Annotated in this window: 14 protein-coding genes; 7 read left to right on the forward strand and 7 right to left on the reverse strand. The window is 35.6% G+C overall.

Annotated features, from left to right (window positions below; all coding sequences use genetic code 11):
• The first annotated feature begins 80 nt into the window (after positions 1-80).
• Positions 81-437: a hypothetical protein gene (locus IJE64_RS07890; RefSeq protein ID WP_292784448.1), complete on the forward strand. Its 357-nt coding sequence runs from the start codon at positions 81-83 to the stop codon at positions 435-437.
• A 22-nt stretch (positions 438-459) separates the two neighbouring features.
• The gene (gene pheT, locus IJE64_RS07895) at positions 460-2118 is read left to right on the forward strand and encodes a phenylalanine--tRNA ligase subunit beta (protein WP_292784451.1); all 1659 of its coding nucleotides are present in this window, start codon (positions 460-462) and stop codon (positions 2116-2118) included.
• 17 nt (positions 2119-2135) lie between these two features.
• Here the strand turns inward: pheT and IJE64_RS07900 are convergent, their stop codons facing one another.
• Genes IJE64_RS07900 through IJE64_RS07910 form a run of 3 tightly spaced genes read right to left on the reverse strand, consistent with a single transcriptional unit; the run spans position 2136 to position 4485 of the window.
• On the reverse strand, positions 2136-2276 hold the full coding sequence (locus IJE64_RS07900) for a hypothetical protein (protein WP_292784455.1): 141 nt from the start codon (positions 2274-2276) through the stop codon (positions 2136-2138).
• Positions 2277-2681, reverse strand: a complete 405-nt coding sequence (locus IJE64_RS07905) for a secondary thiamine-phosphate synthase enzyme YjbQ (RefSeq protein WP_292784458.1) — start codon at positions 2679-2681, stop codon at positions 2277-2279.
• A 52-nt stretch (positions 2682-2733) separates the two neighbouring features.
• Positions 2734-4485, reverse strand: coding sequence for a right-handed parallel beta-helix repeat-containing protein (locus IJE64_RS07910; protein WP_292784460.1), 1752 nt, complete (start codon positions 4483-4485; stop codon positions 2734-2736).
• 382 nt (positions 4486-4867) lie between these two features.
• Between IJE64_RS07910 and IJE64_RS07915 the strand changes: the two genes are divergently transcribed.
• The gene (locus tag IJE64_RS07915) at positions 4868-9226 is read left to right on the forward strand and encodes a right-handed parallel beta-helix repeat-containing protein (RefSeq protein ID WP_292784463.1); all 4359 of its coding nucleotides are present in this window, start codon (positions 4868-4870) and stop codon (positions 9224-9226) included.
• Positions 9227-9297: 71 nt separating this feature from the next.
• Here the strand turns inward: IJE64_RS07915 and IJE64_RS07920 are convergent, their stop codons facing one another.
• Genes IJE64_RS07920 through IJE64_RS07935 form a run of 4 tightly spaced genes read right to left on the reverse strand, consistent with a single transcriptional unit; the run spans position 9298 to position 11693 of the window.
• On the reverse strand, positions 9298-9516 hold the full coding sequence (locus IJE64_RS07920; RefSeq protein ID WP_292784466.1) for a hypothetical protein: 219 nt from the start codon (positions 9514-9516) through the stop codon (positions 9298-9300).
• A gap of 8 nt (positions 9517-9524) precedes the next feature.
• Complete coding sequence (rpiA, locus tag IJE64_RS07925; RefSeq protein WP_292784469.1) at positions 9525-10211, reverse strand: ribose-5-phosphate isomerase RpiA; 687 nt, start codon at positions 10209-10211, stop codon at positions 9525-9527.
• Positions 10212-10649 carry a UPF0179 family protein gene (locus IJE64_RS07930; RefSeq protein ID WP_292784472.1) on the reverse strand — a complete coding sequence of 146 codons (438 nt, stop codon included), beginning with the start codon at positions 10647-10649 and terminating at the stop codon, positions 10212-10214.
• Positions 10650-11693, reverse strand: a complete 1044-nt coding sequence (locus tag IJE64_RS07935; protein ID WP_292784474.1) for an NAD(P)-dependent glycerol-1-phosphate dehydrogenase — start codon at positions 11691-11693, stop codon at positions 10650-10652.
• Between the two features lie 125 nt (positions 11694-11818).
• Here IJE64_RS07935 and proS point away from each other — a divergent pair, with 125 nt between their 5' ends.
• From proS to IJE64_RS07955, 4 genes are all read left to right on the forward strand, one after another.
• Positions 11819-13222, forward strand: a complete 1404-nt coding sequence (proS, locus tag IJE64_RS07940) for a proline--tRNA ligase (RefSeq protein ID WP_292784477.1) — start codon at positions 11819-11821, stop codon at positions 13220-13222.
• A 7-nt stretch (positions 13223-13229) separates the two neighbouring features.
• Positions 13230-13904 carry a 2-phospho-L-lactate guanylyltransferase gene (gene cofC, locus IJE64_RS07945; protein ID WP_292784479.1) on the forward strand — a complete coding sequence of 225 codons (675 nt, stop codon included), beginning with the start codon at positions 13230-13232 and terminating at the stop codon, positions 13902-13904.
• Positions 13905-14639, forward strand: a complete 735-nt coding sequence (thiD, locus tag IJE64_RS07950) for a bifunctional hydroxymethylpyrimidine kinase/phosphomethylpyrimidine kinase (protein WP_292784482.1) — start codon at positions 13905-13907, stop codon at positions 14637-14639.
• A 104-nt stretch (positions 14640-14743) separates the two neighbouring features.
• Complete coding sequence (locus tag IJE64_RS07955; protein WP_292784485.1) at positions 14744-15676, forward strand: CPBP family intramembrane glutamic endopeptidase; 933 nt, start codon at positions 14744-14746, stop codon at positions 15674-15676.
• Positions 15677-15679: the final 3 nt, after the last annotated feature.

Here is a 15679-nt window from a genome sequence, read left to right on the forward strand (position 1 = left end):
AAATATCTATAATAGATAAGTATATTATATTAAACAAATAGAATAATAACATTATCAATCTATAAAAGGACTGTGTAAATATGGAATTATTATGGTTTTATATTGCTGTTGTATTAGCTATAAGCGATGTACTGCACACACAATTAATGTGGAAGATATTAAATAATTTCTACATTATTTTAGGTGGCATAATCCAGCAAACTACAAAGACTACCTGGCAAACATGGCTTGCACATGAAACAATGGAAGCAGGATTTCATTTTATAGTTTTGTCAATAGTCTTCTTAAATCCGATAATAGGAATTCTAGCAGCCCTAATTCATTTTGCAATTGATGTGACCCATACTATATTAATACGAGATATGGGCGAATTAGAACATAGAGCTCTGCACTTCGTTATTGAGTCTCTATTTTTCATGTTAATATATGGATTATAAAAATAAGGAATGGAGTTATTAAATGCCAGTAATAACATTTAAATATCAGGATTTAAAAGATTTAGGAATAGATATGGAAAAAGATGAGCTAATAGACACCTTGCCAATGATGTCTAGTGATATTGAAGACTTTGACGATGAGGAAATCAAAGTGGAATTCTTCCCAAACAGACCCGACAACTTATCTGTTGAAGGAGTAGCTAGATCTTTTAAAGGATTCATCGGCCATGAAATTGGTTTTCCAGACTATAAAGTTGAAGAATCTGGAGAATATGTTGAAGTAGATGCTGATGTTGCCAAAATAAGACCCTACATAGGATTTGCAAAAATTGATAATGTGGATTTTACTGGAGATAAACTCAAATATGTAATGGATTTCCAAGAAAACCTTCACTGGGTTATTGGAAGAGACAGAAAAAAGGTGGCCATCGGTATTCACAATGCAGACGTTGTGGAAGGACCATTTAAATATATTGCAACTCCAAAAGATGCCAATGCGTTTGTTCCTTTAGAAAAAGACTTTGAAATGACTCCTGATGAAATCCTAACCAAGCATGACAAGGGAGTTGACTATGCTCATTTAATTCAGGATTTCGACAAGTATCCATTGATTTTAGACAAAGACGATAATGTCTTATCCATGCCGCCGATCATCAACGGTGAGCTGACAAAACTTAAAGAGGACACCAAAAACATTATTGTTGATGTTACCGGAACTGACGAGAGAGCAGTAAATCAGGCATTGAATATAATCTGCTGTTCATTTGCCGAAGTGGGAGGACAAATAAAAAGCATGGAAGTCAGATATGTTGACAAAAACATAAAAACCCCTGATTTGACCCCTCAGGAACAACTTGTACATGTAAATACTGCAAATGAATTGATTGGAGGAACCAGCCTTACTGCAGAAGACATTAAGGAATTGCTCCTAAAAGCACGTTTCGATGCCGAAATCATTAGCGATAATGAAGTAAACGCAATCATACCTGCCTACAGAGTGGACATATTGCATGAGGTCGATGTTGTTGAAAACATCGCAGTCCAATATCACATCAACAGTGTTGAAGCCAAATTGCCAGACATCAACACCGTTGCTTATGAGAATAACTGGTTTAAAGCGGAAAGCACAATCCGTGAAGTAATGATTGGTTTAGGTTTTCAGGAAGTAATGAGCCTGATGCTTACAAATGAAGAAGCACATTACGAAAAAATGAACCAGACAGAAGAAAACCATGTTCAGGTTGCAAGACCGATAACAATTGACAGGACCATGATTAGAACCAGCTTGATTAACAGCTTAATGGAATTTTTAGAAGACAACAAACATGAAGATCTGCCGCAAAAAATCTTCGAGATTGGTGATGTTTTGTATTTGGATGATTCTAAAGAAAACAAAGTGAAAACATCCAAAAAACTAGCTGCATTAATCTGCCACTCCACAGCTAATTTCACTGAAATAAAATCTGTCATGACAAGCGTTTTAACCAACTTAGGTTATTCAATGGAAATAACTGACAGTTCAAATAAGACCTTTATTGAAGGAAGGGTTGCTGACGTTACCGGCATGGCTCAAAAAGGCATGATTAAAGGATTCTTCGGTGAAGTGTCACCAGAAGTAATTACCAATTTCACTTTAGAGTATCCTGTAATCGCATTTGAAATAGAATTCATTAACAAATGAATTCACTAATTCTTTTTTTAATACCACAATTTTCTCATTTGAGTTTCAATATCCGAGAAATTATTTGATGCCGGAGAAGCATCATAATTATTTAAAACAACTATCAGAATTAATAGAATTATTATGATAGCTATTAAAATTATTGTCCATTTCTTCAATTATTCACCAACCATTGTCAAAGTTACAGTTCTTTTGTGTCTTGGTCCATCTAATTCGATGAAAAAAACTGATTGCCATGTGCCCAAATCCAATTTGTTGTTTTTTATTGGCAAGCACTCGCTTGATGAAAGTAAAAAAGACTTTAAATGTGAACGGGCATTGTTGTCAATCCTGTCATGCTGATAGCTGAACTTGTCCAAAACCAGATTATCCATCATGAACTCCAAATCATTCAATAATCCTTTTTCATTCTCGTTTACAACAATTGCTGATGTGGAATGTTTTGAAAAAATGGAGATGATTCCCTCATCGATATCAATCAAATCGTTGATTTGTGATGTGATGTCAATGATTTCAAAGTTTTTTGAAGTGTTGATTTTTATAGAATTAGTTTTAACTGTCATCAATAATACTTTGATTTTAAAATATATATAAATAAAAAAAGAAAGGAAAATTTTATTCGAATTTATTTTTACGCCTGTATCCATATATGATACAGCCCAATAATGCAAGAATACTTAAAATAACAACACCTGAAGTATTGTCTACTTCTTTGGATATTGGAGTTTCAGGGACCACTTCATAAGATTTGGATCCTTCGCCAGAACCTTCACTTGAAGAGCCTGCATTAACGTCACCTCGTGACATTGCATTGTTCCCGCTATCAGATGAATCTGAGGAAATTACATCAGAACTATTGGTTCCGTATTTGCCTGAGTTTTCACCATTGGAAATATGTGAACTTGATGATGTTCCATTTACAACATTTCCATGTCCATTGCCAGAACCCCCAACATCATCCCCGTTTGTATTTTGCTCTTGAGAGTGTTGGCTAGATGAACCCTCTCCCTGTGAGTTCTGATTTTCAGATGCCTGACTTGGCTTTACATATTTTTCAGAACCGGAAGATACAGTTCTTTCTATTACATTCTGGATTCTGTCCCCAACAGTTATTTTAACATTTTGTTCAGTGTTTGGTTCAATGTCCTCTGATTGGATTCTTGCAATGCCGTCTTCATCCATTCTTGCAGTATACTTATTTCCATTTACCTCAACATCCCCCAAATCAAATGCTGGTGCATCGGTAATGGGATTTCCGTTTTCATCCTGTAGCTGAATTCCAATTCCGTTTTGAATTGTAATTGCATCAAGCTTCAGGATTTTTGCAAATAGCATCGGGCAAACAAATGTATCTTCATTATCGGTTGAATCGAACCAGTTCTGGTCTAATGAAAATACTTCATTTGCTGGATTGTTTTTAGCTTGAAACTGTTCATTATGAACCAATGCATTATCCTTTACAAGTAATTTTGTTTTGCCTTTAGACCTAAATTGGTCTCCAAACAATAATCCATTACCTGATTCATCAGGCCCTAACTCACAATTAGGGTCACGACGGTTATGGGATAATGTATTTGCAATCATAACATCATTGGTTGATTCTGCATTTACAAAAATACCGTTTGTATTATTGTGGATTGTATTATGCTTAATTGAATTTCCAGATGAAATGCCATACATGGAAATTCCATTAAAACCATTGTGATGGATTTCGTTTCTTAAAATGCTGCAATTATAAAGATTGAAAGTTTCAATACCTGATCGTCCATTTCTCCAAATGGTATTTTTTGAAATTTCACTTTCCTTGACATTCTGGAGTTGAACACCATTTTCACTGGCTTGTGAAATTTTATTATTACTTAGATTGATTTTCTGTGAGTTTTTAACTAAAACAGAGTTAATTCCTCCAGTAATAACATTGTTTTTAACTGTAACATCTGTTGTTCCATCAACAATTATTGCATTATCGCTGTTTTGTGCTTTTATAGTAATTCCTGATAGAATACTACCAGCACTATTAGACGTAAAGTAAAATCCGAAGGTTTTGCTTATTCCTAAGCTCTTAGCTTTCTCAGTTACTTGATCATATACATTAACAACACTTTTTTGTTCAGATATGATGTTTAACTTTTTATCAACCACCAATGAGATGTTATTATACTCTTCGCTAGTGAACTTGAACGTATCCCCATCATTAGCATTATCAAACATGCTTTGAATGTTCTCATTCGATAAGTCAGAGGTCACCTCATATTCATTATTCGATTGAGAATCATCAACTTGAGATGCATCGCTAGCATAAGCAGTTGAAATAAGGAATAAACTAATTATAAATATCAAAAAAAGATTAACAACCTTTTTATTCATTTAATCCCCCTACGAAATCTACCTATAACCAATACGATTAAATTAAATTTTACGATTTTTACTTAGCAAATTTTAATGAAAATTGAATTCACATCAATAAAAATTTTTGGCTTAAACTTTTGATTTTTATTAAAATATTATGTCCATATTACAAAATTTCATATTGATTATTATAATAATTTTAACAAAAAATATTATATAAACTTTATTGTAAAAGAAGTCTAAAAATCCTTTAAAATCATTAAAACATATATTAACATTGTTATATTTTAATTTATACTTTCAATTTAAATAATATAAAATATACAATATAATATGGGTTACTTATCGACTAATTAATAAGTAACTTATACTGTAATTTAAATTTAAATTGAGGTTAAACATGAATAATAAGAGGTTAATATTGTCATTATTATTAGTCTTTGTTGTTTTATTGAGCTCAAGCGTAGTATTTGCTGAAGATACTGCAAATGCAGACGATGTGCAACAAGTTAATAATATCGACACTATAGGAAAAACCGTTGTTCAGGATGAGCAACTATCTTCACAACATACCGTTAAATCTGGATCAACAGGTGCAGACATCCAGGCTACACTTAACAGTATGAAGGACGGAGACGTTTTAAATCTTGAAAATGGAACTTATACTGACGTATGTATCTATGTTAACAAAAGCATCACTATCAACGGTAATGGTGCAACATTAATTGGATTTGACAATCCTTCAAAAGATACTACACCTAGTATAATCACAAACACTACAGCAGACGGAGGATATGCAATAGGCAATTTAGCAACATTATATGTCGTTAAAGCAAATAATGTAACCTTAACCGGTTTAAACATTGTTGCTGGAGCAAACAGTAGTTCCAGTACAGCAGGACCTGCATATTCCAATGCACTCGTTTATGTAGAATCATCAAATAATTTAGTTTTAAAAGACAACATTCTTGACGGGTCATCCTGGGGTCTTTACCTAAGATTCTCACATGACGCTCAAATTGTTGATAACATAGTTAAAAATCAAGCAGTTACTGGAATCTTAAGTTTCGGATCTGCCAGAGGACAAATTGAAAGAAACAAAGTCATAAATGCTATTAACCATGGTATTGACGTAAGACACGGAACCGGACCTAACGTGCAAGTTATCAACAACACTGTAATCGGTTCCAAAGAAGGTATTTACTTAATGCACTCTCAAGGACACACCGCAAATTACAACACTTTGATTAACTGTACAATCAGTTCCATAAGCTGTTACGGTTCTTCAAACATCAAATTATACAACAATACCATGCAAAAATCAAGAATCGGTATTTTACTCGGTGGAGGATACAGCAACATTGATGTAGGTCCAAACACCTACCAATTAAACAACTTGCCATACCCACCAACATTCGTATACTACATCGCTGAAGGCAAATCTGACTTCCAAAGTGCCACTAACATAATGGGAACCCACAGCGACATTGCTGACTGTCCTGTTTATGTTGAATACAAAGAAATCCCAACCCCTGCAGCCATTAACATTGATTACAGTATCATCTTAAATGCTACTGGAAAGATATTCAATGTTCCTGCAGATGCTACTGGTGCAGACATCCAAGCTATTATTGATGGCATGGCTGATGGAGATACCTTAAACTTCGCTGAAAATGCAGTATACAAAGACATTTCAATCTACACTGACAAAAACATTAAAATATTCGGTAACAATGCAACCTTAATCGGATACGACAATGTTAACATAGCTAATGTCCCTTCAAAAGTAACTGCATTAACCAACGAAAGCGGATACGCTATTTCTGACCGTGCCGTATTATATGTATTGAATAATACTGATGCTGTTGTAGCTGGATTGAATATTGTTGCACAATACCCTGGATACGAACCACTCGCTACTGTTGCACCTACAAACATAAACTACAAAACTGCGGGAATCCGTACACAAAACAGTAAAAAAATAACAATCACAGATTGTACTGTTGACGGTGCTTCATGGGGTATTTACATGGAATACTCCGCAAATGCGGTCGTAACCAACAATAAAATATCTAACCAATACACTACAGGTATCCTAAACTTCGGTACTGGAAACAGTATTCTTGCAAACAACACAATTAAAAATGCTGTAAACCACGGTATTGACGTAAGACACGGAACCGGACCTAATGTAACCGTATTCAACAACACAATCAGCGGTTCCAAAGAAGGAATCTACTTAATGCATTCCAAAGGCCACACAGTATATGGAAACACCATTACTGATGCTAAAATCAGTGCTATTACCTGTTATGGATCTGGAAATGAAAAAATATTCAACAACAGCCTTGCAGGAAGCAGAATCGGCATCTTACTCGGCGGAGGATACTACAATGTGACCATTGGTGAAAATACATACAGTTTAGACAGCTTACCATTCCCACCTACATTCGTTACCTACCTTGCTAAAGTTGAAACAAAATATGATTCAACTGCAAAAGCAATAGGCGTTTACAGTGATAAAAATGCTGTTGAAATGGAAGCATCCAACATTGCTCAAATCAATGGCACATTTGACTTTACTGTAACATTAACTGATGCAAGAGGACCAACAACAAACCAAATCATTGTTGTTTCACTAAATAATGAAACTTACACAGCTAACACCAACAGCGAAGGTATTGCAACAATTCCTATGACCTTAGCTGAAGGAAGCTATGTTGCTGAAGTCAATTACAGTGGAACTGACAATTACAAACCGGCAACTACAACTGCAACCATTAACATTGCAACTAACATCAAAACTCCAGCAAACAACACTGCTGAAGGCATTCAAGCTGCTGTTGATGATGCAGTTGCAGGAGATATTGTTGATTTAAGCATTTATGAAAGTTACGATATCGCAAGCACTACTATTAATGTAAATGGTAAAGACAATATTACCATCAGAGGAAACGGTAAAACCACTTTAACAGGTACTGGTAATGGAAACGGATTCATATATGTTGAAAACAGCAAAGCCGTTACTATTGAAGGAATTAGATTCATTGACAACAACCCTAAAAACAACCTTACTTACAATGGTACTGTTGCTGGTTGGGGTGTACAGTTCAATGGTCAGGATGCTGCCGGCGGCGTAGTCGACAACTGTTACTTCAAAGACTTCAACCAAGCTGTAGTTGTCAAATCATGTAACAACATCACTGTTAAAAACAGCGAGTTCTACGGCGGTTACGCAACAAAACTCGTAAACGACCCAACTGTTAACAAAGAACAAGGTTCCAAAGTCATTTCCGTTGGAGGATCATTCTACACCACAATTGAAAACAATGTATTTGACGGAGTAATGTTGGATGCAATTTCCATCGCACAAGCTAGTGGTGACGCAAAAATCATTGGAAACACATTCAAAAACAATGTATATTCCATTTTCTTCGGAGGAGCATCAACCGAGGGTACCTACATTACTGGCAACACATTCATTAACTGTGGTAGTTTCCAAGAAGGAGACATTTACTGGGACGAATTCCCTGTAATCAGTATTCAAAAAGCAGCTAGTGGAGTTTACATTGACAACAACACTTTCGAAGTAATTAACAACAACTGGTTAATCGCTGCTGAACAGGGTAATGCAGCTCACGGATACCCAAGTACCCTTGGAGACATCAACGTGACCAACAACAAAGTCGTTAAATATGATGAAAGTGTAAATGCACGTACTGTAACTTTATTGCACATTCTATGCAGAAACGGAGAATTAAACCCATATGCAGAAATTGCCGTAACCGGCAACACCTATGTTGCTGGAGTAAGACCTTTAATTGTATGGAGTAATGACTGGGGAAGTGAAGACAAATCACCATCCGACATAGTAATTCCTGCAGCTGACCCTGTGCAAACCCAAATAGCTATTACTGACGTAGCACAAAACGGAACTGTTACAGCAGTCTTAAAAGACATCAACGGTAAAGGTTTAGCATCCGAAGACGTATCTTACACCATTAATGGTGCAAATGCAACAACTGTTAAAACCGATAAAAACGGTGCTATTGCAGTTGTCGGTAATGCAAATGATGAAATCGCCATTAACTTTGCAGCATCAGCTAAATTCGCTGCAAGCAGCGCTACAGTCACATTACCAAACACCACTGTTACTAAAACAGAATATGTAAACGTAACAGTTTACGTAGAAGTAACACGTAACGATACATCAATCATTACAAATGATGTAACTGTTAATGCTCTTGATAAAGGCGAAGTAAAATTAACTTTAGTTAACCTTGCTACTAATGCACCTATTGCAGATGCACCAGTAACCTTCTACATTGGTGAAAATAGTGGAGTATTATATACTGATGAAAATGGTACTGCTTCATATTCATTTATTCCTGAGGCAGCAGGTACTTACAACCTTAATTTAGTTTACTTAGGCGATAATGCAACTAAAGCTAGTACTGCCACTTCCATAATTAAAGTTAACAAGTTAGCAACTACTTTGACTCATCCTAATTACAACTACAAAGTCAAAGGTACTAAAAAAGTATACATTACTTTAAAAGCTAACAATAAAGTGGTTAAAGGTAAAAAAATAACTTTAACAATAAGTGGTAAAACCTACACTGCAACTACTTCCTCAAGTGGTAAAGCTGTATTTACTGTAAAATTAACTAAAAAAGGTACTTACTCATACACTGCTAAATTCGCTGGTGACAAAACATATAAAGCAAAAACAGTAACTGGTAAAGTAATTGTTAAATAAAGAGATTTAAAAAATCTCTTTTTATTTTCTTTTTTTAAATCAAAATAATCTTAGAAAAAAAGTAGAAGAAATTAATATGAATTTCTCTTATTATATGCAATATATATTATGAATACTCCAACCAAAATCAAGACTATTTGTGGAAATATTGCAAAAAGTATTGCTGGAATAACACCTAATTCCGCTAAAAGCCATAAAACACCATAAATTACAATTAAAACTCCAAATAAAATTGCAATCTTATAAGCTAGCTCTCTAAAATCTGGAAACATCAAATTTGGAATTGGCATATTATCACCTATAATTCTTTAGTCCCTTCTTCAGTTCCAACAATGACCTTATCAACCATCTGTGAGAAAATTCCGTTTTCGACTACCCCCGGAATGGAATTTAAATCAATTTCCAAATGTGACGGGGAATCGATTTTATCAAACTTGGCATCAATTACAAAGTTGCCATTGTCAGTTATTACCGGACCGTCCTTTCTTTGGGCCATTCTTATCTCACATTTTGCACCCATGTCCTCAAGAGCTTGTATGACCATTCTAGATGCATCAGGAAGCACTTCAACAGGAACTGGGAAATTACCTAATTCATTTACACATTTTGACTCATCAACTATGACAATGAATTCCTCAGCAGCATAATCCACAATCTTTTCCTTTGTATGGGCCGCTCCGCCACCTTTGATTAAGTTAAATTCCTGATCCACTTCATCAGCGCCATCCACAGACAAGTCAATGTCATGCTCTTCCAAAGTAGTAATTGGAATATTCCATTTTTTAGCTATTAACAATGACTGAAATGATGTCGGTATTCCTTTTACGTTAATTCCTTCATCACGAATTCTCATGCCTACCTTTTCTATGAAGAAATGGGTTGTTGAACCTGTACCCAGTCCCAAAACCATTCCATCTTCCACATACTCGGCAGCTTTGTAACCTGCATTTTTTTTACTAGAATTATTGCTGCTAGCATCTTTCATTTATATCACAAACCCCAAAGTAAGTTTATTAAGTTTATAACCTTTCTTGCATTCATCCCTATGTTTTCCAATGTTTTTCAATACAATGCATTTGTCATTTTCCTGTAAACCTTCCGGGAAACATAAATCATGGAACTCGCAAGTTTCATCGCAATCCGGAGCATTGAATGTGAATGTTGAGCCTTCAAATATGTTTTTTGAAGTGGTCAGCAAATCAATTTGGGCCCTGTCAACTTCAACAGGAACGACAGCTTCTCCCGCATGAATCGGACACTTTTGCTCATTATCCTTGACTTCATTAATCACATATTTTCTATTTTTCTCTAAATTCCCGACACAGGATGATTTAAATCTGCAGTCTTCACATGCTTCAGCAGGACCTAAAAAAACAAATTCCTGACCTTCCTTTGCCAAATCTTTACCAATTAATGTAATCATCTAAATCACCTCTGTTTTATGTGCTAACTCATAGGCCGCATCTCGACAAATTCCATTATCTCCTAAAATTGTGTATCTTTCAGGCCTGATTTCATGAGCCATCATCAGCGCTTCAATAACATCATCTTCAGCCACTCCAATTTCAGCTGCAGTGGTTGGAGCCTGTACTGCTTTTAGGGCATCCCTAATAGCTTTCCAGTCCCCTCCATGAAGATACATCATCATTATTGTTCCAATACCGCATTGCTCCCCATGTAGTGCTGGTTTTTCTAAAATTTTATCCAATGCATGTGAGAACAGGTGTTCGGAACCGCTGGCAGGCCTTGATGAACCTGCAATGCTTATGGCCATTCCCCCACTGAATAGCGATTTCATAACTATGCGGGCGCTAGGCTCAAGGTTAGGTTTGATATTCGCTATATTATCAGTAATCAAATGAGCAGACATTATGGACAATGCTGCTGCCGATTCGCTGAATGATTCATTTTTTAATCTGTGCGCTAACTCCCAATCCTTGATTGCTGTGAAGTTAGCTATCAAATCAGCACAACCCGCAGCCAATAGCCTAAATGGAGATTGTGCAAGGATTTCAGAATCGGCAATGACTGCAATCGGTGAGTGTGCAGTGGCAGATATGGAAGTATTAGGATTCTTAATTGATGCCATAGGAGATACAATTCCATCATGTGAAGCGGTTGTTGGCATAGACACAAAATATACGCCCTGATTAAATGAAGATAATTTAGCTACATCAATAACTTTCCCTCCGCCAATACCTAAAACAGTAGTGTCCGGCGTAATTAATTCTTCAACCTCAGATATTGATTCTTCAGATGCTTTGTCAACTTTAATTACATCATAGTCAATATCATTGCTTTCCAAACTTTCAATTGCAGGAACTGCACCTACATCATATGTATGTGAACCTGTAACAATTAAAATCTTTTTATCTAAATGCAGAGATTTACAAATTTCACCGGTGTCCTTGATAATACCCGGATCGATGTAAACTTCACGAGGCATTTGTATTTTCCTATTACTCATAATATCTCCTAAATTAAATTATACATTAATATATATGTATAAAATAATTATAAATAACTTTCTTTGAATATATTTAATACTTATTAAAAACAGATATTTTAACATTATAAAATTAATTAGGTGATATGGTGGAAAATTTTGATGAATGGTTTCATGATATTTTAGAAAATGCGAATATTACTGATTCAAGATACCCTATTAAGGGAATGGCAGTATGGATGCCATACGGTTTTCAAATAAGAAAACACTCAATGAACATTATAAAAGAATTATTGGATAAAGATCATGAAGAAGTTTTATTCCCAATGCTTGTTCCAGAAACTGAGCTTGCAAAAGAAGGAATCCATGTGAAAGGATTTGAAGATGAAGTGTACTGGGTTACAAAAGGCGGGCAGACTGAATTAAATGAGAAATTAGCTTTAAGGCCAACCAGTGAAACTGCAATTTATCCGATGTATGCTTTATGGATTAGAACCCACATCGACCTTCCCATCAAATACTATCAAATCGTGAATACATTCAGATATGAAACTAAACACACCAGACCATTAATAAGAGTGCGAGAAATCACAACATTTAAAGAAGCGCATACTGCTCATGCAACTAAAGAGGAGTCTGACGAACAGATTCAAGAATTCATTGCAATCTATAAAGAATTTTTTGATGATTTGGGAATCCCATACCTGATATCCAAAAGGCCGGAATGGGACAAGTTCCCAGGAGCAGACTACACCATGGCATTTGATGTCATCATGCCTAACGGCAAAACGTTGCAGATTGGTACAATCCACAATCTAGGCCAAACATTCGCAAAGACATTCGACATTACCTTTGAAGATAAGGACGGTGAACACAAACTAGTTTATCAAACATGTGCTGGAGTATCCGACAGGGTAATAGCTTCCGTGATTGGAGTTCATGGAGATGAAAAGGGTTTACGCTTACCGCCAAAAGTATCACCAAACCAAGTCACAATAATTCCAATCTTGTTTAAAAAAGGAAAAGAAGAAGTTTTAGGCAAATGTGCAGAAATCAAAGAACAGTTAGAAGCTGCAGGCCTTAGGGTCAATATTGATGATAGGGACATTAGGCCTGGTAAGAAATTCAATGATTGGGAGTTAAAAGGAACTCCGTTAAAGCTTGAACTTGGACCTAGAGACTTGGAAAACAACATTACAATTGCAATGAGAAGAGATGAAGGGGAAAAAATCGAACTTGCCCTTGATGACACACTAGCCGAAAATGTTATTGAGCTGTTAAACAGATTAGGAGAGAACTTATCTTCAATTGCATGGGATTTCCAAAAGCAACATGTCAAGTTCACAGAGAACATGGATGAAATTCCAGAGCTTGTTGAAGCTGGAAACGTCGTCAAGTTCTACTGGTGCGGTGACGAAGAAATCGGAAAAGAGATTGAAGAGCAAACAGGCTATGACATTTTAGGCATTCAGGAAGAGGTATCCGAAGGCAAATGCATAGCAAGCGACAACGATGCCAACTACATTGCTTTAATAGCTAAAACTTATTAGTGATATTATGGATGATATTTACGCTATAATTCCAGTTACAAAATTTAAAAATGCTAAAACTAGATTGTCCCCATTTCTTACAGAAGACGAACGGGAAAAACTCCTGAAAGTCATGCTTAAGGATGTAACCGATACCTTAAAGAAACATGTGGACAAAATCTTCATCATCAGCAGGGACGAAGAGGTATTGAGTTATGCGGAAAGCTTAAACTTAAATACCATACTTGAAGATGAAAAATCCAACTTAAATAAGGCTCTAAAACAGGCCATGAAATTCTGCAAGGGAAAAGCAAGGAAAATCATCATTGTTCCATCTGATGTTCCGCTGATTGGAAAGACTAATATCCAAATGTTGATTGACGCATCCAAAAGCCTGGACTTTATTATTGTTCCTGCTAAAGGAGGCGGAACAAACATGATAATAATGAAGCCCATGGCAATACACACAAGATTTGAAGGATTTAGCTATAGGGAGCATGTGAAAGCTGCAGAGAGGAAAAAACTAAATCCACAGGTTCATGATTCATTTTTTATGGCTCTTGATGTGAATACTGCTGAAGATTTAGGGGAAATAATGATTCATGGCGAAAAAACCCATACCAGAAAATACCTAAAAGAGCTGAAAGTCAATGTAGAACCTCATCGAGGAAGTGAACGTCTAAAGGTTACACGGGCTGATTAGATGATTGTAATGTCCATTGCAGGCGTTGACCCTTCAGGCGGTGCGGGAGTTTTTGCAGATTTGAAAACATTCCAGGCCATTGGCGCTTACGGAACTGGAGTAGTTACAGCCCTTACCGCACAAAACCCCTACAAATTCTTTTCAACACAACCCGTTTCCCCAAAATACATAGAAGAGCAGATTGATTCTGTAATGGATTCTTATGAAGTTGAATTTATTAAGACGGGAATGCTATATTCGCCAGAAATTATCAAATTAGTTTCAAAAAAGGTAAAACAATACAATCTTAAAGCGGTTGTCGACCCTGTCATGGTTGCAACTTCCGGCGGAAACTTAACCCAACAGGATTTGGCAGAAGCTTTAAATAAATATCTGCTTCCAGAATGCATTTTAACAACACCCAACATTACCGAAGCAGAAAAACTTACCGGTTTGGATATTAAAACAAAAGAGGATGCAATTAAAGCATGTGAAAAAATTAAATGCAACAGCATCATTACAGGTGGCCATCTGGATGGAATAAACACCATTAACATTGACGGTGAAATTACAATAAGGAAACATGAACTAATCAAAACAGACAATTTACATGGTACCGGTTGCAATCTATCTTCCGCTATTGTGGCATATCTTGCAAAGGGAAACAATTTAGAAAATTCAATATTGAAATCACTTGATTATGTTTATGAAAGCATCGAAAATGGAAATTATGGAACACTAATAGCCAAACTATAATTATTTTAAATCCCTGATTTTACACTAAAAACCCCCATATGCAATTTATTAAAGATATAAATAAATACTATAAAAAATGAAATATTGATAAAAAAGGTGAAACATTGAATATCCATAAAAAATTTTTCTCAAGAATAGGATTCAGTTATTTGATATTCGGATTATTCATATTACTGGTTACAGTCGTTGTAATGAACTCTGCGGGATCGATAAACTCCAACCTGCTTAACAATATTAATTTCACGACAATATTATCTGCAATTTGTAACTATGTATTGCCGTTTCCAGCCCTGTACTTTCTGCTGAAAAAAATTGACACCCGACCAATAGAAAAGAAAAATCTAAGCATTGCAACATTCCTAAAATACATTGCAATTACATTAACATTGATGTGGATAGGCAACATTATCGGATTGATTGTAACCGCAGAAATTGGTTTTGTATTGCAGACAGATGTTTCAAATCCTGTCGAAAATCTAATTACCAATTCAGATATCTGGATGAACCTACTCTTAATAAGCATTATTGCACCTATCTTTGAAGAGATATTCTTTAGAAAACTTCTGATTGACAGAACCATAAAATATGGGGCAAAAATTTCAATATTACTGTCAGCAATACTATTCGGTTTTTTCCATGGAAACCTAAACCAGTTCTTTTATACATTCTTAATGGGCGGATTTTTCGCTTATGTCTATATTAAAACAGGTAAAGTAATCTATACTATAGGACTGCACATTGCAGTTAACCTACTTGGGTCTGTAATCAGTGTGCTTGTAGTGGCAAGCGCAGAAAATCTAATTGCCGGAACCTACGCCCCATTAGATATGGCCATCATACTGGCTTATTTGATATTTCTCATCACAGCAATGATTATTGGAATAGTGAGCCTCTACAAATTCAAAAAATCAAAATTAGATGAAACAAAAACAGAAATTCCTTTGGAAAATCCTTTAAAGACCGCGATTTTAAACCCGGGAATGATTTTTTTCATGCTGTTTTTCGCTTTCCAAATGGCATGCCAAATAATAGCTTGAAAA

This window comes from Methanobrevibacter sp. (assembly GCF_017409525.1).
Lineage (GTDB): Archaea > Methanobacteriota > Methanobacteria > Methanobacteriales > Methanobacteriaceae > Methanocatella.

Bases quoted from the DNA above. Each gene is read 5' to 3' on its own strand.
- cofC (WP_292784479.1), top strand. From the start codon at position 13,230: ATGGATGATATTTACGCTATAATTCCAGTTACAAAATTTAAAAATGCT.
- IJE64_RS07920 (WP_292784466.1), bottom strand. From the start codon at position 9,516: ATGCCAATTCCAAATTTGATGTTTCCAGATTTTAGAGAGCTAGCTTAT.
- thiD (WP_292784482.1), top strand. From the start codon at position 13,905: ATGATTGTAATGTCCATTGCAGGCGTTGACCCTTCAGGCGGTGCGGGA.
- IJE64_RS07910 (WP_292784460.1), bottom strand. From the start codon at position 4,485: ATGAATAAAAAGGTTGTTAATCTTTTTTTGATATTTATAATTAGTTTA.
- pheT (WP_292784451.1), top strand. From the start codon at position 460: ATGCCAGTAATAACATTTAAATATCAGGATTTAAAAGATTTAGGAATA.
- proS (WP_292784477.1), top strand. From the start codon at position 11,819: ATGGTGGAAAATTTTGATGAATGGTTTCATGATATTTTAGAAAATGCG.
- IJE64_RS07935 (WP_292784474.1), bottom strand. From the start codon at position 11,693: ATGAGTAATAGGAAAATACAAATGCCTCGTGAAGTTTACATCGATCCG.
- IJE64_RS07905 (WP_292784458.1), bottom strand. From the start codon at position 2,681: ATGACAGTTAAAACTAATTCTATAAAAATCAACACTTCAAAAAACTTT.
- rpiA (WP_292784469.1), bottom strand. From the start codon at position 10,211: ATGAAAGATGCTAGCAGCAATAATTCTAGTAAAAAAAATGCAGGTTAC.
- IJE64_RS07890 (WP_292784448.1), top strand. From the start codon at position 81: ATGGAATTATTATGGTTTTATATTGCTGTTGTATTAGCTATAAGCGAT.
- IJE64_RS07915 (WP_292784463.1), top strand. From the start codon at position 4,868: ATGAATAATAAGAGGTTAATATTGTCATTATTATTAGTCTTTGTTGTT.
- IJE64_RS07930 (WP_292784472.1), bottom strand. From the start codon at position 10,649: ATGATTACATTAATTGGTAAAGATTTGGCAAAGGAAGGTCAGGAATTT.